Annotated in this window: 19 protein-coding genes and 2 pseudogenes; 4 read left to right on the forward strand and 17 right to left on the reverse strand. The window is 70.7% G+C overall.

Annotation, left to right across the window (positions count from 1 at the left end; genetic code table 11):
• Positions 1-8: 8 nt before the first annotated feature.
• Positions 9-757 (forward strand): annotated as a pseudogene (locus FHR82_RS18930) (SDR family NAD(P)-dependent oxidoreductase).
• Here the strand turns inward: FHR82_RS18930 and treZ are convergent.
• The 7 genes from treZ to FHR82_RS18965 form a co-directional block, all read right to left on the reverse strand.
• Positions 744-2,456 carry a malto-oligosyltrehalose trehalohydrolase gene (gene treZ, locus FHR82_RS18935; RefSeq protein ID WP_184811790.1) on the reverse strand — a complete coding sequence of 571 codons (1,713 nt, stop codon included), beginning with the start codon at positions 2,454-2,456 and terminating at the stop codon, positions 744-746. The pseudogene FHR82_RS18930 and the gene treZ overlap by 14 nt on opposite strands.
• Positions 2,453-4,693 carry a malto-oligosyltrehalose synthase gene (gene treY / locus FHR82_RS18940; RefSeq protein WP_184812448.1) on the reverse strand — a complete coding sequence of 747 codons (2,241 nt, stop codon included), beginning with the start codon at positions 4,691-4,693 and terminating at the stop codon, positions 2,453-2,455. Before treY ends, treZ begins: the two co-directional genes overlap by 4 nt.
• Positions 4,693-6,831, reverse strand: a complete 2,139-nt coding sequence (glgX, locus tag FHR82_RS18945) for a glycogen debranching protein GlgX (RefSeq protein WP_184811791.1) — start codon at positions 6,829-6,831, stop codon at positions 4,693-4,695. The genes treY and glgX overlap by 1 nt, the downstream gene beginning before the upstream one ends.
• 85 nt (positions 6,832-6,916) lie before the next feature.
• The gene (gene malQ / locus FHR82_RS18950; RefSeq protein ID WP_184811792.1) at positions 6,917-8,719 is read right to left on the reverse strand and encodes a 4-alpha-glucanotransferase; all 1,803 of its coding nucleotides are present in this window, start codon (positions 8,717-8,719) and stop codon (positions 6,917-6,919) included.
• Positions 8,720-8,731: 12 nt separating this feature from the next.
• Positions 8,732-9,073 carry a hypothetical protein gene (locus FHR82_RS18955; protein ID WP_184811793.1) on the reverse strand — a complete coding sequence of 114 codons (342 nt, stop codon included), beginning with the start codon at positions 9,071-9,073 and terminating at the stop codon, positions 8,732-8,734.
• A gap of 189 nt (positions 9,074-9,262) precedes the next feature.
• Positions 9,263-9,928 carry an endonuclease V gene (locus tag FHR82_RS18960; protein ID WP_376706424.1) on the reverse strand — a complete coding sequence of 222 codons (666 nt, stop codon included), beginning with the start codon at positions 9,926-9,928 and terminating at the stop codon, positions 9,263-9,265.
• Positions 9,929-9,947: 19 nt separating this feature from the next.
• Positions 9,948-10,649, reverse strand: a complete 702-nt coding sequence (locus FHR82_RS18965) for an SDR family oxidoreductase (RefSeq protein ID WP_184811794.1) — start codon at positions 10,647-10,649, stop codon at positions 9,948-9,950.
• Between the two features lie 80 nt (positions 10,650-10,729).
• On the opposite strand from FHR82_RS18965, the gene FHR82_RS18970 reads away from it, so the two are divergent.
• Positions 10,730-11,167, forward strand: coding sequence for a winged helix-turn-helix transcriptional regulator (locus FHR82_RS18970; protein WP_184811795.1), 438 nt, complete (start codon positions 10,730-10,732; stop codon positions 11,165-11,167).
• Here FHR82_RS18970 and FHR82_RS18975 read toward each other — a convergent pair.
• Complete coding sequence (locus FHR82_RS18975) at positions 11,133-11,315, reverse strand: hypothetical protein (RefSeq protein WP_184811796.1); 183 nt, start codon at positions 11,313-11,315, stop codon at positions 11,133-11,135. The genes FHR82_RS18970 and FHR82_RS18975 overlap by 35 nt on opposite strands.
• Positions 11,316-11,443: 128 nt before the next feature.
• Entirely contained in the window at positions 11,444-11,935 is a 492-nt protein-coding gene (locus FHR82_RS18980) for a GNAT family N-acetyltransferase (protein WP_184811797.1), read from the reverse strand.
• A gap of 122 nt (positions 11,936-12,057) precedes the next feature.
• Here FHR82_RS18980 and FHR82_RS18985 point away from each other — a divergent pair, with 122 nt between their 5' ends.
• Positions 12,058-12,660, forward strand: coding sequence for a histidine phosphatase family protein (locus FHR82_RS18985; protein ID WP_184811798.1), 603 nt, complete (start codon positions 12,058-12,060; stop codon positions 12,658-12,660).
• Between the two features lie 24 nt (positions 12,661-12,684).
• Here FHR82_RS18985 and FHR82_RS18990 read toward each other — a convergent pair whose 3' ends face one another.
• Positions 12,685-13,134, reverse strand: a complete 450-nt coding sequence (locus tag FHR82_RS18990) for a MarR family winged helix-turn-helix transcriptional regulator (protein ID WP_184811799.1) — start codon at positions 13,132-13,134, stop codon at positions 12,685-12,687.
• 72 nt (positions 13,135-13,206) lie between these two features.
• Between FHR82_RS18990 and FHR82_RS18995 the strand changes: the two genes are divergently transcribed.
• Positions 13,207-13,614: a PPOX class F420-dependent oxidoreductase gene (locus tag FHR82_RS18995; RefSeq protein WP_184811800.1), complete on the forward strand. Its 408-nt coding sequence runs from the start codon at positions 13,207-13,209 to the stop codon at positions 13,612-13,614.
• A gap of 20 nt (positions 13,615-13,634) precedes the next feature.
• On the opposite strand, the gene FHR82_RS19000 is transcribed toward FHR82_RS18995, so the two are convergent.
• From FHR82_RS19000 to FHR82_RS19030, 7 genes and pseudogenes are all read right to left on the reverse strand, one after another.
• On the reverse strand, positions 13,635-14,414 hold the full coding sequence (locus FHR82_RS19000) for a DUF899 domain-containing protein (protein WP_184811801.1): 780 nt from the start codon (positions 14,412-14,414) through the stop codon (positions 13,635-13,637).
• A gap of 255 nt (positions 14,415-14,669) precedes the next feature.
• A pseudogene (locus FHR82_RS19005) lies at positions 14,670-15,119 on the reverse strand (SRPBCC family protein); the annotation flags it as partial.
• Positions 15,120-15,166: 47 nt separating this feature from the next.
• Positions 15,167-15,529, reverse strand: a complete 363-nt coding sequence (locus FHR82_RS19010; protein ID WP_225944078.1) for a DUF5313 family protein — start codon at positions 15,527-15,529, stop codon at positions 15,167-15,169.
• Positions 15,530-15,558: 29 nt separating this feature from the next.
• On the reverse strand, positions 15,559-16,836 hold the full coding sequence (locus FHR82_RS19015; RefSeq protein ID WP_184811803.1) for a cytochrome P450: 1,278 nt from the start codon (positions 16,834-16,836) through the stop codon (positions 15,559-15,561).
• 7 nt (positions 16,837-16,843) lie between these two features.
• On the reverse strand, positions 16,844-17,341 hold the full coding sequence (locus FHR82_RS19020) for a hypothetical protein (RefSeq protein WP_184811804.1): 498 nt from the start codon (positions 17,339-17,341) through the stop codon (positions 16,844-16,846).
• 51 nt (positions 17,342-17,392) lie between these two features.
• A complete protein-coding gene (ligD, locus tag FHR82_RS19025; protein ID WP_225944079.1) occupies positions 17,393-18,259 on the reverse strand; it encodes a non-homologous end-joining DNA ligase in 867 nt (288 codons plus the stop codon).
• A 545-nt stretch (positions 18,260-18,804) separates the two neighbouring features.
• Positions 18,805-20,133: a DUF2252 domain-containing protein gene (locus FHR82_RS19030; protein ID WP_184811805.1), complete on the reverse strand. Its 1,329-nt coding sequence runs from the start codon at positions 20,131-20,133 to the stop codon at positions 18,805-18,807.
• Between the last annotated feature and the right edge of the window lie 31 nt (positions 20,134-20,164).

Consider the following 20,164-nt stretch of genomic DNA (forward strand, 5'->3'; position numbering starts at 1 on the left):
GTCGCGGTATGGCCATACCTGATCAGCACGAGATCGGCTCCGGGTTCGGGTTCACCAGCACCGCGGCCGAGGTCGTCGGCGGGATCGACCTGACCGGCAAGCTGGCGGTGGTCACCGGTGGGTACTCGGGGATCGGCATCGAGACGACGAAGGCACTCGCGGGAGCGGGTGCCTTCGTCGTCGTTCCGGCCCGGCGCACCGGCCCGGCGGCCGCCGCGCTCGCCGGACTGTCCTCTGTGGCGCCAGGGTGGTCGCGGTGTCCTCCGCTGCGCACCGGCACTCGGCGATGCGGTGGGACGACGTGATGTTCGACCACGGCTACGACAAGTGGCAGGCCTACGGCCAGAGCAAGACCGCGAACGCGCTCTTCGCCCCGCACCTGGACGAGCTCGCGAAGGACCGGGGTGTGCGGGCGTTCTCCCCGCACCCGGGCGGGATCCACACGCCGCCGCAGCGGCACCTCCCGCGCGAGGAGATGATCTCGCTCGGGATCCTCGACGAGAACGGCGACGTGGTGCCCGGCCGGTTCAAGACTCCCGAGCAGGGCGCCGCGACCCAGGTGTGGTCCGCGACCTCTCCGCAGCTCGCCGGCCTCGGCGGCCTGTTCCTCGAGGACTGCGACGTCGCCGGGCTCCGGGAGACCAACGAGATGTTGGGGAAGGGCGTCTACCCGTACGCGGTGGACCCGGACGAGGCCGCCCGGCTGTGGGACCTCTCCGTCGAACTGACCGGGGCCAACGCGTTCACACGCGGATGACCGCGAAGGTGTCCGGGGCGAGGGAAACGCTCCCGTCCCCGACCTCCGTCTGTCCTAAAAGGACTTCTGGACTGTCCACTGTGATGTCCGCGGTCTTCTCGCTCAGGTTCACCAGCACCCGCAGCGAGCCGCGGTGCAGCACGAGCGCCCCGTCCACGGTCTCCACGTGGTAGCGGTCCAGCCTCGGGTCGGACAGCTCGGGGTGCCTGCGGCGCAGGGCGATGAGCGAGCGGTACGTGTCGTACACCGACCGGTGCGCCGGGTCCGCCAGCTCACCCCAGGGCAGCGTCGACCGGACGACGGTCGCCACGTCCATCGGGTCCGGGACCTCCGAGGAACCCCACCCGTGCTCCGCGAACTCCTTGCGGCGGCCGTCGCGGACCGCCGTCGCGAGCCCCTCGTCCTCGAACGACGCGAAGAACTGCCACGGTGAACTGGCCGCCCACTCCTCGCCCATGAACAGCATCGGCGTGTACGGCGACGTCAGCACGATCGCCGCCCCGCACAGCTGACGTGCCGGGGAGATCGTCGCGGTGAGGCGGTCGCCCTGCGCGCGGTTGCCGATCTGGTCGTGGTTCTGCAGGTAGGCGAGGAAGCGGTGACCGGACAGCCTGCTCGGGTCGAACGGGCGGCCGTGGGTGCGCTGCCGGAACGACGACCACGTGCCCGAGTGGAAGAACGCGTGCGTCAGCGTCTTCTCCAGCGCGCCCGGCGCGGCGAAGTCGGTGTAGTAGCCCTCGGTCTCGCCGGTGAGCGCCACGTGCAGCGCGTGGTGGATGTCGTCGCACCACTGGGCGGCCAGGCCGTAGCCGCCCGCGTCCCGGGACGTCACCAGCTTTGCGTCGTTGAGGTCCGACTCGGCGATCAGCGTCAGCGGGCGGCGCACCGCGGCGGCCAGTGCGTCCACTTCGGACGCCAGCTCCTCGAGCACGTGCGTGGCGCGCTTGTCCACGAGCGCGTGCACGGCGTCGAGGCGCAGGCCGTCGAGGTGGTAGTCGCGCAGCCAGCCCAGCGCGTTGTCGAGCACGTACCGGCGGACCTCGTCGGACCGCGGCCCGTCGAGGTTGAGCGCGGGACCCCAGATGGTGCGCCCGGCGAAGTACGGGCCGAAGCGGTCGAGGTAGGCACCGGACGGGCCGAGGTGGTTGTACACCACGTCGAGCAGCACGCCGAGCCCCCGGTTATGGCACGCGTCGACGAACCGCTTGAACGCGTCCGGGCCGCCGTACGGCTCGTGCACCGCGCCCCACGCCACACCGTCGTAACCCCAGCCCGCGGTGCCGTCGAAGGCGTTGACCGGCAGCACCTCCACGACGTCGACACCGAGCTCGACGAGGTGGTCGAGGTGCTCCAGCGCGGCGTTGAACGTGCCCTGCTCGGTGAACGTGCCCACGTGCAGCTCGTAGATGACGCTGCCGGCGAGCGCGCGGCCGGTCCAGTGCTCGTCGGTCCAGTCGAACGCGTCGTGCGAGTAGCGGCGCGACGGGCCGTGCACACCGGCGGGCTGCCACGCCGAACGCGGGTCAGGCAACGGCTTCTCGTCGTCGTCGAGGAGGAACGCGTAGTCGGCGCCGTCGCCGGTGCCCGGTACGTCGGCGTGCCACCAGCCGCGGTCGTCGCGGGTCATGTCGTGGACGGCGGGCCCGAGCGCGAGGCGGACGCGGTCGCGTTCGGGGGCCCAGACGGAGAACTGGCTCAACGGTTTCCTCGCAGCAGCAGGGCGACGGGGTACTGGGAAAGCAGGTCGCCGAGGTGCGCGCAGCGCGGCTCGGGACCGGTGTCGACCGGCTTGCCGGTGAGCAGGTCGAACCAGTTGCCGGCGCCGGCCGGCAACGGGAGAACCGTGTCACCCCAACCGGTCCGCGCCAGCGTCACCGGCAGTCGGGTGGCGACGACGACCAGCTCCGGTGCGCGGCTGAACGCGAACGCGTGCCCGGCGGCCGGGCCCTGCGCGGCGAGTGGGCGGTAGCCGGTGAACAGGTCGGGGCGGTCGCGGCGCAGGCGCAGCACCTGGCGGACGACGTGCAGCTTGGCCGCGCCGGTGTCGTCGACGTCGGGGAGCCAGCCGTCCTCGAGGCGGCTCAGGAGCCGCTGCCGCTCGGCGTAGTCGACCGGCCTGCGGTTGTCGGGGTCCACCAGGGACAGGTCGAACAGGTCGGTGCCCTGGTAGACGTCCGGCACACCCGGCCCGGCGAGCTGCACGATCTTCTGGCCGAGAGCGTTGGACCAGCCCGGGGCGGCGATGCGTGCGACGAACGCCTCGACCTCGGCGCCGAGGTCGGCGATGACCCGCTCCGGCCACGCCGCCACCGACGCCTCGAACTCCTCGTCGTGGTCGACCCAGGACGTACGGATCTTCGCTTCCTTCGCCGCCTTGTCGAGGTAGTCGCGCATGCGGTCCGCGGTGACCGGCCACGCGCCGACGAGCGACTGCCACGCGAGGTCGTTCAGCGACGGCTCGTCGATGGCGTGGCTGCCGGACCACCGCGCGACCGTCTCGGCCCACTCGCCGGGCAGCTCCGACAGCACGGCGAGCCGCGCCCGCACGTCCTCGGAGCGTTTCGTGTCGTGAGTGGACAGTGTGGTCATCGTGTGCGGCCACCCGGCGGCGCGGGCGGTGGCCCGGCGGTGGAACTCCTCGGGTGTGACACCGAACCGGTCGGGCGCGCCGCCGACCTCGTTGAGCGCGGCGAAGCGGGTCCAGCGGTAGAAGGCGGTGTCCTCGACCCCCTTCGCGACGACCATCCCGGAGGTCTGCTGGACGCGGGTGGCCAGCTCGCCGCGCGGGTCCTTGCGCACTGCGTTGTCGACGACGTCGATGTCGGCGGCCAGGTGCGGGGTGGCGTGCTTGGCACCCGCGACCGCCGCGGCCCAGTCGTCGAGGCCCTCGGGCAGGTACGACCGGTAGACCGGGAACGCGACCATGATCTCGGCGATCGCCTCGGGGTCGACGTTCGCGAGCGCGGCGATGCGGCGCATCTCCGCGAGGAGCGACGTGCGGGTGACGAGGCGGCGGCACTCGGTCTCGACGTCGTGCAGCGAGCGGTCCGCGGGTGGCTCGCCCGCCGGGTCGACGAACAGGCCGCAGACCTCGCGGAGCGCGTCGTAGCCGGTCGTGCCGTCCACCGGCCACGACGCGGGCAGCGACTCGTCGACGGCCAGGATCTTCTCCACCACCAGCCACGCGTCCGGCGCGGCCGCGCGCAGCCTGCGCAGGTACGTGCCCGGGTCCGCGAGGCCGTCCGGGTGGTCCACGCGCAGCCCGGCCACCTCACCGGCGGCCACCCACCGCAGCACCTCGCGGTGCGTGGCCTCGAACACCGCGGGGTCCTCGACCCGCACCCCGGCCAGCGTGGTGATGTCGAAGAACCGCCGGTACGTCAGCTCGGCGTTGCCACGCCGCCAGTGCACCAGCCGGTAGTGCTGCCGCTCGTGCACCTCCCGCGGCGTGCCGCCCGCCGTGCCCGGCGCCAGCGGGAACTCGTGCTCGCAGTACACGAGCCGGTCGTCCCGCACCTCCAGCTCGTCCAGCGAGTCGGAACCCAGGACCGGCAACAGGACCGGGCCGCGCGACCAGTCCACGTCGAAGTACGTCGCGTACGGCGACTCCTGGCCGTGCGCCAGCACGTCCCACCACCACGGGTTCGCCGACGGCACCTCCACCGACATGTGGTTCGGCACGATGTCGACCACCAGCGACAGGCCTGCCGCGCGCGCGGCCGACACCAGCCGCTGCCGCGCCTCCTCGCCGCCCAGCTCGGGCGACGCCCGCGTCGGGTCCACCACGTCGTAGCCGTGCGTCGAGCCCGGCGCCGCCGTCAGCAGTGGTGACGTGTACACCGCGCCGACACCGAGGCGCGCCAGGTAGTCCACGAGCGATGCCGCGGCGTCCATGGTGAACGCCGGGCTGATCTGCAGGCGGTAGGTCGAGGTGATCACTCGCCGATCCCCGTGCGCTGCAACACGATCAGGGACCGCGCGGGCACCGGCAGCACCGTGCCGGCCTCGATCTCACGGCTGTCGGCCGGGCCGCCGTTCGGCTCGGCCACCGCACCGGTGGCCGTGTCGAGCACGACCGTCCACATCGAACCGTAGCTGCCGTTGGGCAGCGTCGTCTCGATCTCGTCGTCGTGCGCGTTGAAGCACATCAGGAACGAGTCGTCCGTGACCCGTCCGCCCCTGCGGTCCAGGTCGGGGATGCCCTCGCCGTTCAGGAACACCACGATCGACCGGCCGAAGCCCGACTCCCAGTCCTCGTCGGACATCTCCTCACCGGACGGGGTGAACCACGCGATGTCGCGCAGCTCCGCACCCTTGCGGATCGGGCGGCCCGCGAAGAACCGGCGGCGCCGGAACACCGGGTGGCTGTGCCGCAGGTCGACCACCGCCGCGGTGAAGTCGACCAGGTCGCCGTTGCGTTCCAGCAGCGACCAGTCCACCCAGGACAGCTCGTTGTCCTGGCAGTACGCGTTGTTGTTGCCGTCCTGCGTGCGGCCCAGCTCGTCACCGTGCAGCAGCATCGGCACGCCCTGCGACAGCAGCAGCGTCGCGATCAGGTTCCTGCGCTGCCGCGCGCGCAGGTCGTTGACCTTGTCGTCGTCCGTCGGGCCCTCGTGGCCGTGGTTCCACGACCGGTTGTCGTTGGCGCCGTCACGGTTGTCCTCGCCGTTGGCCTCGTTGTGCTTGTCGTTGTAGGACACGAGGTCGTTGAGCGTGAAGCCGTCGTGCGCGGTCACGAAGTTGATCGACGCGTACGGGCGGCGGCCGTCGTCCTGGTACAGGTCCGACGAACCGGTGATGCGGGACGCGAACTCGCCGAGCGTCGCGGACTCGCCGCGCCAGAAGTCCCGGACGGTGTCGCGGAACTGGCCGTTCCACTCCGTCCACAGTGGTGGGAAGTTGCCCACCTGGTAGCCGCCGGGGCCGACGTCCCACGGCTCGGCGATCAGCTTCACCTGGCTGATCACCGGGTCCTGCTGCACGAGGTCGAAGAACGTGGACAGCCGGTCCACGTCGTAGAACTCGCGGGCCAGCGTCGCGGCGAGGTCGAAGCGGAAGCCGTCGACGTGCATGTCGTTCACCCAGTACCGCAGCGAGTCCATGATCAGCTGCAGCGTGTGCGGGTTGCGCACGTTCAGCGAGTTGCCGGTGCCCGTGTAGTCCATGTAGTACCGCTTGTCGTCCTCGACGAGCCGGTAGTAGGCCTCGTTGTCGATGCCGCGCATCGACAGCGTCGGGCCGAGCTGGTTGCCCTCGGCGGTGTGGTTGTAGACCACGTCGAGGATCACCTCGATGCCCGCCTCGTGCAGGGTCCGCACCATGGCCTTGAACTCCTGGACCTGGTTGCCGGACTCCGAGTGCGTCGCGTACTCGTCGTGCGGCGCGAAGTACGCGATCGTGTTGTAGCCCCAGTAGTTCCGCAGGCCCTTCTCGGTCAGCCCGTGGTCGTGGAGGAACTGGTGCACCGGCATCAGCTCGACCGCGGTCACGCCGAGGGTGTTCAGGTAGTCGATCATCACCGGGTGGGCGAGCCCGGCGTACGTGCCGCGCAGCTCCTCGGGGATCTCCGGGTGCCGCATCGTCAGGCCGCGGACGTGCGCCTCGTAGATGACGGTCTCGTTGTACGGGATGTTGGGCGAGCGGTCGTTGGCCCAGTCGAAGAACGGGTTGACCACCACGCCGAGCATCGTGTGCCGGGACGAGTCGTCGTCGTTGCGGCTCTCCGGCTCACCGAAGGTGTAGCCGAACACCGCCTGGTCCCAGTCGACCGCGCCGGTCACGGCCTTAGCGTACGGGTCGAGCAGCAGCTTGTTCGGGTTGCACCGCAGCCCCCGGGCCGGGTCGTACGGGCCGTGGACCCGGTAGCCGTACCGCTGGCCCGGGTTGACGTTCAGCAGGTAGCCGTGGTGGACGAACCCGTCGACCTCCGGCAGGCGTACCCGGGTCTCGTTGCCGCTCTCGTCGAACAGGCACAGCTCGACCCGCTCCGCGACCTCCGAGAACAGCGCGAAGTTGGTGCCGGCGCCGTCGTACGTGGCGCCGAGCGGGTAGGGAGAACCTGGCCAGGGCTGCACGCGTGCTCCTCATGAGAACGAAATCGATTCTGTAGCGCCTACCACCGTAGAGCGCTGGGGTCGGGGCGCTACCGCCAACGGATCGTCAGTCGGGTGATACCCCACCTGGGCGTGCGTTACGCAACGCAGTGACGGCGGCGTGCAATCTCGGGTCGGCAAGCAGGTCGTCGACCGCCAGGGGGAGCGGAATTCGCCAGTTCGGGTACTCGTCGACCGTTCCGGGCAGATTGGGTTGACGTAGCTCGCCGAGTGCGTCCTGCGGTGAGGTGAGCAACAGGCGGCTCGCGGCGGTCGCCAGCAGCCGGTGGAGGGCGACGACGAGACCCTCCTCCCTCGGGTCTGCCGGCAGCAGTCCGTGTGCGTCCAGCGCCGCCAGCATCTCCTGCTTCGCGGCCTCGGCGCGGACGTACTCGCCGTCCGGGTCGGCCAGCTGACCCAGCTCGGCGCGGATCCGCACGTTCTCCAGGCGCAGGAAGCCGCTGGTCGTGGGCAGGTCGTGGGTGGAGATGCTCGCCATCGCGTCGACGGGCCAGCGCTCCGGCGGCAGCAGCGGCTCCGGCGTGCCGGGGTCGACGTCCGGGTCGCGCTCGAAGTACAGGACCGACGAGCTGAGCATGCCCCGGTCGTGCATGGCGTCGGTGACCTCGTCGGGGACGGTGCCGAGGTCCTCGCCGACCACCATGGCGCCCGCCAGGTGCGCCTCGAGGGCGAGGATGCCGAGCATCGCGTCGGCGTCGTAGTACACGTACGTGCCCTCGCTCGCCGGGCGGCCAGGTGGGATCCACCACAGGCGGAACAGGCCGGCGATGTGGTCGACGCGGATGCCGTCGGCGTGGCGCAGCACGCTGCGGATCACGTCGCGGAACGGCCGGTAGCCCTGCTCGGCGAGCTTGTCGGGGCGGAAGGGCGGCAGGTTCCAGTCCTGGCCCTGCTGGCTGAACGCGTCGGGCGGTGCGCCGACGGTGACGTCGGAGGCCAGCACGTCCTGCAGCGCCCACGCGTCCGCGCCCGCCGGGTCGACGCCGACGGGCAGGTCGTGGACGATCTTGGCGGTGGTGGCCGCCCTGGCGTCGGTGAGCTGCTGTTCGCACAGCCGCTGCAGCCACGCGTGGAAGGCGACGCGGTCGGCCAGTTCCTCGCGGACCGCGGCGACCGCCGGGTGGCCGGGGCGGCGCAGGTAGGAGGGCCACTTCCGCCAGTCGGGGCCGCGGCGTTCGGCCAGCACGCAGAAGGTGGCGAAGTCGCGCAGGTCGGCCGGCATCTCTTCGGTGGTGCCGGGCCAGAGGAGCTCCAGGGCGCGGAGCTTGGCGGTCCACACGGCGTCGTAGTCGATCAGGTCCGCGTGGGGCGGGGCGAGGGCGAGCACGGCGTTCTTCGTGGCCGCGTCGGCGCGGCGGAACTCGTCGGTCTCGGTGACGCGCAGGTAGATGGGGTTGGCGAAGCGGCGGCTCGACGGTGAGTACGGGGACCGCTGCACGGGCAGGGCGGGCGTGATGGCCTGGACCGGGTTGACGAGGACCACGCCCGCGCCGGACCGGTTCGCGAAGTCGCGCAGGTCGGCGTAGTCGCCGATGCCCCACGAGCCGGGGGAGTGCAGTGCGTACAGCTGCAGCATCCAGCCCCATGCCGGCTCGACCGGCGGCAGGCGACGCGGGGTGACGATCAGCTCCTGGCCGTCATCGAGCCGGTGATACCCGAGTGGGGGAGTGTCCGGGCCCTCGCGCACTACCCGCACCTTCGGGGGCGGCGGCGTGTGCTCGTCCACCCCCATCTCGGTGAGTACCGCACGCACGACATCGTCCGCCACCTCGACGCGGCGGCGGTCGGCGTTCTCGTACCAGGTGGCAACCCCGTGCGCACGCGCGAGCGCACTCAGCTGTTGATCCATCCGGTAAGGATGTCAGTGCATGCGCTGCTTCGGCACGACGTGCAGGCCGTCACGGGCGGCGATCAGCGCGGACCTGGCGTGCTCGGTGTCGCCGTGGACGAGGCTGGTGCGGGCGTCCCGCACCTGGCGCACGGCGGGTGCGATCCGGCAGGTGTCACCGGCGGCGGCGGTCCACGCGAGCGCGGCGCGCAGGGCGTCGTCCAGGCGGGCCAGGTCGGCGCCCTCGGTGCCGAGCCCGGCGAGCACGGCGTCCACGGCGCGCCGGAGGCGCTCACCAGGGATGGGTGCCGGCCGTTTCCGAGCGGGTGGGACGTGTCTTGGTGCGGACTGCACGGACAGTTGTTGCTTGGTCACCGCGACCCTCCAGCTAGTTCAGGTGAACGCCGACAGGGGCCCCTACAGTCCCGCGGCAAAACCCGAATGCCCTGATCCTCGCACTCTTGAACCCGAGAACCCAGTGTGAACCCGAAGGATTGACGAGCGACACAAAGAGTTAACGCACTTCACCGCGGTAGTCCACCTCGTCGGCGGTTCGGAAACGGTTCAGTGCGCCTGCTGCGCCCGCAATGTCCTGCGGGACAGGTGGTCGGCCTGACGGGTGGTCTCGGGGAGGCGGAAGCGGGTCGCCAGGGCGAGGACGAGGGTGCACGCCGTCGCGAGGTCGATCCGGTGGCCGATCGACACGAAAATCGGTTTCACGTTCGGTTGGGTGCGCAGGGCCGCGCCGACCTCGTCGCCGCCGTCCCACAGCGGGGTGGTCGAGCCGCGGGCGGGTCTGGGGGCCTCGTAGTCGGCCATCGGGGTCTTCGCCACGCCGATCGCCGGGAGGCCGGTCTCCACGCCGAGGTGGCAGGCCAGGCCGAAGCGGCGCGGGTGCGCCAGGCCGTGGCCGTCGGCGACCAGCAGGTCGGGGGTCGTGCGCAGGCGGTCGAGCGCTGTCAGCAGGGTCGGCAGCTCGCGGAAGGCGAACAGGCCCGGCACGTACGGGAAGGTCGCCTCGCCGATTGCCGTCGCCGACTCCAGCACCTCGCCCGTCGCGATGCCGACCGTCACCACGGCCGCCGCGACCAGTTCGGAGCCGGCCGCGTACGCCACGTCCAGGCCCGTCGCGGTGCGGGGCGCGAAGCCCGGCGGCGCCGTCCGGACCACCGAGGGCGCCAGCGCCGACTGCAGTGCGACGGCGTCCTCGACGGTCGACGGGATCAGCACGGCCGCGACGATATCGGCCTCACGCCACGTCGGGGTACAGGTTCGCCAGCGGCCCCGACAGCGCGGCCCGCACCGTGCGGGAGATGTCGTCCGCCACGACCTCCGGCGCGCCTGCCTCGACACCGTCCAGTGCCAGGTTCGCGATCACGAGCGGGTCGCTCTTCGGCCCGTCGACGTGCGCGGCCATGTCGGTGTCCATGTACCCCACGTGCAGGGCGGTGACCAGCGTCTTCTGCTCGGCGAGCGCGAGCCGGAGCGAGTTGGTGAGCGACAGCTCGGCCGCCTTCGCTGCGGAGTACGCACCGGTGGTGGGCAGTGCCGTCCACGAAAGGACCGACAGCACGTTCAGGATCGCGCCGCCGCCGTTCGTAGCGAGCACCGGCGCGAACGCGCGGGCCACCGACAACGTGCCGAAGTAGTGGGTGTCCATCTCCAGGCGCACGTCGTCGAGGTCGCCGTCGAGCAGCCCGGCGTGCGTGCTGGAGCCTGCGTTGTTGACCAGCAGCGCGACATCGGACGCGAGTGCCGCGGCGGCCGCCACCTGGGCGGGGTCGGTGATGTCGAGCCGCACCGGCACCACGCCGGGCAGGTCGACGGTCTCGGGGTTGCGCGCGGCGGCGTACACCCTGGCCGCTCCGCGGTCGAGCAGCGCCTTGGCGAAGCGCCTGCCGAGGCCGCGGTTGGCGCCGGTCACGAGTGCGGTGGTGCCTTCGATCTGCATCGGGATCTCCCTGGAAGCTGAGTTGGTATTTCCAAGTTAGCATGAGTTGGAAAAGCCAATCCAGGGGTATGATCGAGGTCATGGAAACGCCGTGCTCGATCGCCCGCAGTCTCGAAGTGCTGGGGGAGCGGTGGACGTTCCTGGTGGTGCGCGAGGCCATGTCCGGGACGACCCGCTTCGCCGACTTCCGCGCCACCCTCGGCGTCGCACCCGACATCCTCACGAACCGGCTGAACACGCTGGTAGAGGCGGGTGTGCTGGAGCGGCGGCCCTACCAGGAGGAGGGCAAACGCGCCCGGCACGAGTACCACCTGACCGAGGCGGGCGCCGACCTGCGGGTCGTGCTCGGCGCGCTGCAGCAGTGGGGCGACGAGCACCGGCCCTACTCGCTCGGCCCCACCTTGCTGCGCCGCTCGGCCGACGGTCGCCCGCTGCGCGTGGCGTTCGTCGACGACGAGGGCCGCGAGGTGCCGCGGTCCGACGTCAGATTCGTGCGGACAGCGGCCTACCCCGCGTGACCACTCTCGGTCCGGTTCTGGGCGCCTTCTTCGAGAACAGGCCGCGCAGCAGCGACGGGCGCTCGACCTGTGCGCGCAGCGCTCCGTCCTGAGCGCGCTCCATGCGGTAGCTGATCTCGGCGGCGATGGCTTCCTGCGTGGTGAACATGTCTCTTCTCCTCGTTTCGGTGACAAGGAGAAGACTCGTCCTGAGGCCCGGGTCCCGGCATCGGACGATCACGCACCAACACCCCTTACTTCGGGTGCCGAGGGGGGCATGGTGCCCTCAGTAAGGGGTCAGGCCCCGGGTAGGGCGATCCACTCCGCCCAGCTGAGGTCCCGGCCCGGGTACCTGGGCTTCTCGAACGGCCAGCCCTTCTCGATCCACCTCGGGACCAGGAAGTCGAGGGCGTCCTCCAGCGGTGTGCCGACCTTGTCGTCGACCACCCACCAGCTGATCTCCGCGTCCGCGCCCGCCCGCTCCGGCGGGTCGATGTAGACGCACCCGAACAGCTCGGTCTCGTCCAGGTTCAGCAGCGCGTAGTTGAACGACTGGTGCGCCTCGATCTCGCGCTCGTGCCTGGCGAGGTCCGCGCGGTCCTCCTCGGGCGTCATGGTGTCGGGCGGCCAGCCCCACGCGGGACCGAAGATGTCCCACAGCCGCTTCCGCGACCCCATGACCGCCGGGTAGTCGATCTCGGTGTCGGACGCCCGGATCGGCCGCAGGTGGAAACCGTCGAACACGGGCACGCAGGTCGGGTGCGAGAAGTCGCTGGGCAGCCAGGCCATGGAGGTCACCGTACCCGCGCGGGCCGCGCCCGGCCGTGCATCTTCTTGCCATGTTTCCCGAACAGGCTGAGGATCTCCACCGGCTTGTCGTCGGCGTGTGGGACCTGGTGCATGCTGTCGCCATGAGCCGTCTTCTGCTGGCCCGGCACGCGGAAACCGTGTGGCACGAGGAGAACCGGTACGCGGGCGGCCGCAGCGAACCCGAGTTGACCGACCGCGGCCTGCGGCAGGCCGAGCGGCTCGGCAGGACCGCGGTCGCGCTGGGGGTCGGCGTCGTGGTGAGTTCGCCGCAGCGGCGGGCTGTCGCCACCGCGACCCCTGCCGCGGCGGCCCTGGGGGTGTCGTTGCGTCTGCGGCCGGACCTGCGTGAGGTCGACTTCGGCGACCTGGAGGGCCACACGCTGTCCGAAATGGACCCCGAGGCCGTCCGGCGGTTCCGGGACGATCCCGAGGCGAACGGCTTCCCGAACGCCGAACCGCTGCGGGTGGCGGGAGAGCGGTGTGCCGCCGCACTGCGTGAGATCGACGGGGACCACGAGGGCACGGTGCTCGTCGTCGCGCACAGCAGCCTGTTCCGCATCGGCCTGTGCGTCCTGATGGGACTGCCGGTCGCCCGCTACCGCCACTGCTTCCCGCTGCTGGAGAACGCCGCGCTGACCGAGATCCGGTTGCCAGCGGACCCGTCCCTGCCTGCCGGCCTGCTTTCCCTGAACCGCTTGTCCTGAAAGGAAAACCGCTGCCGGGCAGGGCTAGCTGTGGCCGCGCGGGCAGCCTTGCGGGTACGCGCCGACGATCTGGGCCAGGGCCTCCCGGAGGTGCTCGGCAAGCCCCGGCGACAGCCCGGCGACGAGCTTGCGGAGTTCCGCCGCGATCTCGGCCTTGAACGCGAACGCGGCCTGGCAGCCGGTCTCGGTGGGGGACACGTGCAGCGCCCGGCGGTCCCCCGGGACGGCGGTGCGTTCCGCGAGCCCCCGGCGCTCGACCCGGTCGACGAGCCCGGTGAGGGCGGCGCGCTCGACACCGAAGTGGTTCGCGAGGTCGGCCATGCCACGCGGGCCGTCGGCCACCACGCACAGCAGCTTGGCCTGCACCGGCGTGAGGTCGTGCCGTTCGGAGACACGCGCGTAGATCTCCTGGACCAGGAACGACAGCCGCACCAGCCCGGCGGTGACGTCTATCCCTTGCGCGGTCTCCTCCACGGCCCTACGGTACCCGACGTAGATAGTTAATGCCGTGTACAGTTAGCATCATTGACAGTCAGGAGTGACGACGTGTCCTTCAGTGAGCAGGAGGTCGCCTACCTGCGTTCCCAGCAGCTGGCCCGCATCTCGACGGTCGCGCCGGACGGGCAGCCGGACGTGGCGCCGGTGGGCTTCGAGTTCGACGGCACCCACTTCTACGTCGGCGGCCGCGACCCGGTGCGGACCCGCAAGTTCCGCAACGTCGGCGCGGGCAACGAGAAGGTGGCGCTCGTCATCGACGACCTGAAGTCGGTCGACCCGTGGCGGCCGCGTTTCCTGCGGGTCTACGGCACGGCGGAGCTGGTGGAGCGCGAGGGCCAGTTCGGCGCCGGGCACTACCTGCGCATCACGCCGACGGTGTCGTGGAGCTTCAACCTCGACGGCGAGTCCCCGCCCTACGACGCCGAGTTCTCCCGCACGGTCCACGAGGCGGCCTGACCACGGGCTTCGACACGGGCTCAGTACTCGTCGTGGAAGCGGAGGTCCGGGCTGCCGGCCTGCACGCCGAACGCCGTGGCCCGGCCTTCCGGTTTCTCCCACGGTTCCTGCCGGCCCAGGGCCGTCATGTCGAGGTAGTAGAGGGTGCCGCCGACCTGCTCCAGCCCGCGCGCGAACGTCGAGTACGTGTGGAACACCCGGTCCCCGTCCCGCAGGAACGCCGACATCCCGGGGTAGTCGCCTCGGCGCGCGGGTGACCACTCGAACCCTTGCGCGGCCAGCTCGTCGACGGTCCGGTAGTTCAGCAGCACCGGCCGCACCCGCTCGTCGAGCGTCACGTGGTAGTCGTGGTTGAAGTCGCTGCCGTGCGAGGAGTACCAGGGGAACGTCCACCCCATCCGCTCCCGGAACGGGGCGATCTTCGCGAACGGCGCCCGCGACACCGCGACGAACGAAGTGTCCCGCTGGTGCAGGTGCACGAGGTGGCCGATGTTGTCGGCGTGCGCGGAACAGCTCGGGCAGCCCGTGTCGCGCGGGACCTCGTTGCCGTCCTCGTCGACGTCGTAGGCCCACATCAAGTGGTCGACGATCAGCTGGCGGCGTCCGTCGAACAGGTCGAGCAGGGTCGTGGGCCCGCCCGGTCCGTCGAACACGTACTCCTTCTCGACCGGCACCATCGGCAGCGAGCGCCGCGCGGCGGCCAGCTCGTCGCGAGCCTTGGTCAGCGCCTTCTCCCTGGTCAGCAGTTCCTTGCGGGCGTCGAGCCACTCTTCGCGGCGCACCACTTTCGGCAGGTTCATGGTGGGTAGACCGGACGGCGGCGCGAAAGTCATCGCGCCGCCGCCGGAAAGGGTCACTCAGAGGGGGTTGCGCCGGTTGCGGTCCATGCCCGCCGGGTTGTTCGGCACCGACTCGTCGGGGCCTTCCGGCGCGGGCTCGTTCGCGAACGTCGAGCTCGTGTGCTCGCCCGCGAAGTCCGGGTCGCCCTGCGGCGGTACGCTCTGTGCCGGGCTGCCACCGCGCGAGGCCATGCGCGACTCGCCCTGCTGCGGCGAACGGTCGACCTCACCGCGCCAGCCACCGGTCTCGGTGCCGCGGTGCTCGATGAACTCCTTGAACCGGCCGAGGTCGCCCTGGACGCGGTGGCCGACGACGCCGAGCGCCGCGCCCGCCTTCTCGGTCAGGTTCTCGGGCTCGAACTCCATCTGCAGGTGCACCCGCGTGGTGGCGTCGTCGATGCGGTGGAACGTCACGACACCGGACTGCTTCGGGCCACTGACGGAACGCCAGGCCACCCGCTCGTCCGGGTGCTGCTCGGTGATCTCGGCGTCGAACTCACGCGTGACGCCGCCGATCGTGGTGTGCCAGTGCGTTCTCGTCGCCGTGGTCTGCTCGATGCGGTCCACGCCCTCCATGAACTTCGGGAATGACTCGAACTGGGTCCACTGGTTGTACGCGGTCCGCACGGGAGCCTGCACATCCACCGACTTTTCAATGGTGGTCACTGGTTTTCTCCTCCTTCGATCGCGTGCATGGAAAGACGTTCCACGTCTCACCACTGCGAAACATGCTTGTCCTTGCGGCGTTTCCTGCCTGTGCCCGCGGTGAAGCCGTGCTTCACCAGCCGCGCTTCGGTCAGCTCGTCCGCGCTGGTGAGCGTGAAGTACAGGCTCATTCCCAGCGCCATCGCGAGCGCGCCGAACGTCCAGCCGACCGGCAGTGGTGTGAACAACGTCAGCACCAGGCCCGCCGCGATGAGCCACGGCAGTGCCTGCGCGGTCACCCGCAGTGCGAAACGCAGCAGCCAGCCGCGGTCGGTGGTGTCGTGCAGTACCCAGTCGCGGTACCGGTCCGGCAGGCGTCCGCCGTAGGCGTAGCGGACCCACCGCACAGGACCGGGTCTCGTCATAGCCATGACGTGGGGGTACCCGCCCCGCACCCGGATCAACGTGCTGTGGCCCGGAACTCCAGGTGGAAGTTGTCCAGTGTCCCGGGCAGGTGCGTGCGGTCGCGCAGACCGTGGTCACCGACCAGCTCGTACTCACGGTGCGTGCGCATGGCGGCGAGCATCGTGCTCGTCGTGTACAGCACCAGGTTCCGGCCAGGGCACTGGCCGGGGCCGCCGCTGAACGGCACCAGCGCGGGCTGTGACTGTGCGCGCCCGTCCAGCCACAGGTCCGGTTCGAACCGGTTCGAGACCGCGCGGTGGAAGTACGGCGCGAACACGAGCACCGTGGTGTTCTCCGGCAGACCCCAGATCTGTGTCGTGGTCTCGCGCAGTATGGCCGGTGTCGTCGGCCACAGCCGCAACGTGTCCAGCACGCACGCCCGCAGGAACGGCAGCCGCGCGGGCTCGCCGGTGTCGGTCTCGGCACGGGCGGCGGCGTCCGGGTGGGTGGCGAGCACGGCGAGCGTGCGCATGATCGCCATGCCGGCCGCGTCGAACGCGAACAGCCAGTGCGGCACCTGCCCGACCGGATCAACCTCGGTGTCGACGCCGTGTGACAACCCGGCGGCGACCGTGTCCGGGTCGGCACGCGCGACGTGCGCGCGGAGGCGTTCGGTGAACTCGGACAGCAGCCGGGGCCGCCTCGGCGCGAGCCAGGCCCAGTTCGCGGTGCGGCGCAAGCGGTCCAGCAGCTCGGTGAGCCGCACGTCGTCGCGCGCTGCGTCGCCGAGCACGATCCGGCGGACCACCCGTTGCCACGTGGCGTCGAACCTGTCCCAGTCGAGGGTGCTGCCGGACAGCGCCGCCGCCTCCTCGGTGACGACGCGGTGGATCGGCTCCGCGAGGTGGTGCAGCGGGCGCCCGGTGTCGAGCGCCTTCTCGTTGGCGGCACGGCGTTTCGCGCGTACCCGCTCGTCGCGGGTGATCAATACGGCGTGCGGCTGGAAGTGTTTCAGCGCACCGACCTTGTCCGTGCTCGCCGGGGTGAACGGGTCGGGCGTCCCGGCCAGCAGGGCACCGACGTCCGCCGGCGACAGCACGACCGCGACCTCCCGGCCGGGCACGCGCAGCGCGAGCGGCGCGTCGCCGTAGCGGTCGCGGAGCCGCGTGATCTCCCGGACCGCGCGCTCGTCGCCGCCGAGCAGCCCGACGAGCCCCATGAGCGGCGGCCGTCGCTTGATGACACCGCCCGCGATGATCGGCAGCAGCACGGCGGGCAGCAGGCGTGCCGTGTCGGCGGCGGACGCGCGGGTGGCTGTGGTCGTGCTGGTCACGTGCGCGTCACCCCATGCTCGAGAGCGCGGTCATCAGGCCGGCCACCACCTCGGGGTGGCCGAGCGGCAGGGGCGGTTCGACGCGGTCGGTCGGGCCGGGGTGGCTGCGCGCCACGACCCGCACCTCGATGTCGGTGTCCGCGGGCGGGTCCCCGTCGTCCGGCGGGTCGACCAGCAGCACCGACGTCACGATGTCGCTGTACTGGCGGGCGAGGGCCATGGCCGAGTCGCAGGCCTGTCCGCTCGCCACCAGGTTCGCCGTCGCGCGCCGCTCGGCGAGCGTCTCGAACACGTCCTCGACGTCCTCCACGGACCGCCTGCCCGCGGGGACGCGGCACCACGCCACCTGGAAGTGGTCGGCGAGCCGGTCCCAGGTCGGCGGCAGCTCGTCGTGCCGCGCCGTGCCAGCCGGGTCGATCACCACCAGCGCGGGACCGTCCTCACGTCCCGCCCACACGACGGGTGAGCCCTCCGCACGGGGGCCTTCCTTGTCGAACTCACGCACCGGTATCACCTCGGCGGTAGGGATACCGCCCGCCCACGTCGGCAAACGTGGTCACCGGGTTTCGCGGACGACCTCCGCCGGTGGCCGGTCGGTGCGCAGCCCGCCGAAGCGGGGGTGGCGCAGCCTGCCGTCCCGGGTCCACTCGCTGAAACCCACGTGCACCACCAGTTCCGGCCGGATCCAGTGCGCCGTCGGTTCCGGCACCGGGTCGGCGAACGGCGAGGAGTCCCGCGCCATGGTGTCCATGCGGGCACGCAGCGCACGCAGCGTGGCGTGGTCGTAGCCGGTGCCGACCTTGCCCGCGTACCGCAGCGCGCCGTTCTCGTGGTAGCCGACGATCAGCGCGCCGAACCCGGCCCGTGAGCCCTGCGGCTCGGTGAACCCGCCGACGACGAACTCCTGGCCGCGCACGCACTTGAACTTGAGCCAGTCGGCGGACCGTCCGCCTACATAGGGCGAGTCGGCGCGCTTGGCGATCAGTCCTTCCCAGCCGCTGTCGCACGCGTGCTGGTAGTACTCCTCGCCCTCGGCGTCGCGGTGCTCGGAGTAGCGCAGCGACCCGTCGTAGCGGAAGGCGGTGCGCAGGATCTCCTTGCGCTCCCGCAGCGGACGGCCGGTCAGATCGGTGCCCTCGAAGGACAGCAGGTCGAACAGGTAGTACCGGACGGCCCCGTCGTCCGCACGGACGATCTCGCCGTCGGTGATGAAGCGGTCCGTGCCCGCCCCGCCGAGTGCTTCCACCAGTTCGGGGTAGCCCTCGTCGAGGCGCTTGTGGGTGCGGGACCACAACTGTGGCCGCCACCCGTCACGGATGGACAGGGCGCGTACCCCGTCCAGCTTCCGTTCGAACAGCCAGTCGTCGTCGGAGAAACGGCGATCGGTCGGCGTTGCGAGCATCAACTCGGGCGGATCGATCATCTCTCGTCTCGGGGGGTGATCGGCGGGGAAGAATATGCAAATTGCATACCCGGGGTTGCGGATTGTAAACGCTCCGCGCCATCACGTCACTACCGCCCCAGGCGGCTTGCTGGTCAGGTTCGCCGGCCATGCGCGGAATGCCCCGGGAGACGCTGTCGAGACAGCTGCGATGCCATGAAGGACCCCTTCGTAACGCCCGCCTGCGATGAAGGACCCCTTCGTTGCGTTCACCGTGATGAAGGGCCCCTTCATTGCGTGCGGTGTGACGAAGGGCCCCTTCATTGCGTGCGGTGTGATGAAGGGGTCCTTCATGCCATCGGGCCACGTCCTGAAAGCGCCTTTCACGGCATGAAGGCCAACCGAGCACGGGGCGGAAGCCCGTAGGGAGGTCGACGGGATGGCAGGCAGACCCGCACCCAACCGCAGCCAAACAACGCCCCCGCCACCCCGGAGACCTGCCCCTCCGGCGAGGAGCCCCCGGAGGGCACAAGCCACCCATCGAAGACACCCCTCAGCAGACAACCCGAATCATCGGCGGCGCGGCGTTAGATTCCGGGGATCTGACCGCCGCGGAAGGCGTTCACGAACAGGCTGTGGTCTTCGCGGGTCTGGGCCGCGTACTTCATCGCGAACCTGGTCAGCGTCGTCGTGAACTCGTTCTCGTCCGTGAGTACCGACGCGATGGCCTCCTCGCTCTGGAAGTCGACCAGGGTCTGTTCCGAGTCGGAGTCCGAGACGCAGTGCATCTTGGCCGTCGCGCGGCCCAGGTAGTTCAGGACGGGAGCCATGTCGGCTGGTTCGGTCAGTTCCGACCAGTCCAGGTCGCTCGAGTACGGGGACAGCTCGGTCACCACGAAACCCGTGCCGTCGATGGACGTGTAGCCCAGCCACGGGTCCGCGTGCGCCTGCAGGGCCCGCTGCGACACCGCCGTCCGGTGGCCCTCGTTCTCGAAGTAGCCGTGGATGCGGGGCTCGTCGACGATGCGGCTCGGGGCGGGCACGTTGCCCTGCTTCATCGACAGGACCACGTCGTTCTCCAGGGCCTGCGTGTGACCCTCCACCAGCACGTTGTACGCGGGCAGCCCGGCCGACCCGATGCCGAAACCGCTGCGGCCCACCAGGTCCTTCACGCGGTACGTCCCCGCGTCGAAGCGTTTGCCTTCCGGGATGCTGTCGAGGTAGGACTCGAACGCCGCCATGGCCACCGACTGCTCGGACCGTGACAGCTCGCGGACGCCCGGACCGCGGGAGAAGCGGCGTTCGTAGTCCTCCACCTTCGTCATCGTCGACAGCAGGCCGGTGCGGGTGCGCAGGCGGGCCCGCAGCAGGACCTCGTGCAGCGTGCCTTCCGTGCTGTCCAGCTGCAGCCGCACGCCCTCGTCGCCCGGGTTGTCGGCGAACGAGCGGACCTGGTGAACGTAAGCCGTGAGAAACGTGCTGATCAGGTGGGCTATGTCGGCGTCAGAGATGGCCTTGCTCCACGCCATCAGTGCCACGCTCGCGGCCAGGCGTTTGAGGTCCCACGTGAAACAGCCGAGGTAGGCCTCGTCGAAGTCGTTCACGTCGAACACCAGCGTGCCGGACGAGTCCATGTAGGTGCCGAAGTTCTCCGCGTGCAGGTCGCCCTGGATCCACACCCTGCTCGTGCGTTCGTCGGCCCACGGGTCCACGTCCTCGGCCATGTCCGCGTAGAACAGGCACGCGCTGCCCCGGTAGAACGCGAACGGTGCCGCCGCCATCTTGCGGAACTTCCTGCGGAACGCCACCGGGTCCGCGCTCATCAGCTCGTCGAACGCGGCCACCAGCACGTCCACGATCCGCGTCTGCCGTGCCTCTTCGCCGCGTTCGGTGATGCGGTCGATGACGTCATCCATGTCTCAACCATGCCATCTCCCGGCGCCGTCT

Source organism: Actinophytocola algeriensis, from assembly GCF_014203735.1.
In the GTDB taxonomy this organism is placed as follows: Bacteria; Actinomycetota; Actinomycetes; order Mycobacteriales; family Pseudonocardiaceae; genus Actinophytocola; species Actinophytocola algeriensis.

Bases quoted from the DNA above. Each gene is read 5' to 3' on its own strand.
- FHR82_RS19030 (WP_184811805.1), bottom strand. From the start codon at position 20,133: ATGGATGACGTCATCGACCGCATCACCGAACGCGGCGAAGAGGCACGG.
- FHR82_RS18970 (WP_184811795.1), top strand. From the start codon at position 10,730: ATGGAAACGCCGTGCTCGATCGCCCGCAGTCTCGAAGTGCTGGGGGAG.
- FHR82_RS19010 (WP_225944078.1), bottom strand. From the start codon at position 15,529: ATGGCTATGACGAGACCCGGTCCTGTGCGGTGGGTCCGCTACGCCTAC.
- FHR82_RS18975 (WP_184811796.1), bottom strand. From the start codon at position 11,315: ATGTTCACCACGCAGGAAGCCATCGCCGCCGAGATCAGCTACCGCATG.
- FHR82_RS18980 (WP_184811797.1), bottom strand. From the start codon at position 11,935: ATGGCCTGGCTGCCCAGCGACTTCTCGCACCCGACCTGCGTGCCCGTG.
- FHR82_RS19000 (WP_184811801.1), bottom strand. From the start codon at position 14,414: ATGAACCTGCCGAAAGTGGTGCGCCGCGAAGAGTGGCTCGACGCCCGC.
- FHR82_RS18985 (WP_184811798.1), top strand. From the start codon at position 12,058: ATGAGCCGTCTTCTGCTGGCCCGGCACGCGGAAACCGTGTGGCACGAG.
- FHR82_RS18965 (WP_184811794.1), bottom strand. From the start codon at position 10,649: ATGCAGATCGAAGGCACCACCGCACTCGTGACCGGCGCCAACCGCGGC.
- malQ (WP_184811792.1), bottom strand. From the start codon at position 8,719: ATGGATCAACAGCTGAGTGCGCTCGCGCGTGCGCACGGGGTTGCCACC.
- ligD (WP_225944079.1), bottom strand. From the start codon at position 18,259: ATGATCGATCCGCCCGAGTTGATGCTCGCAACGCCGACCGATCGCCGT.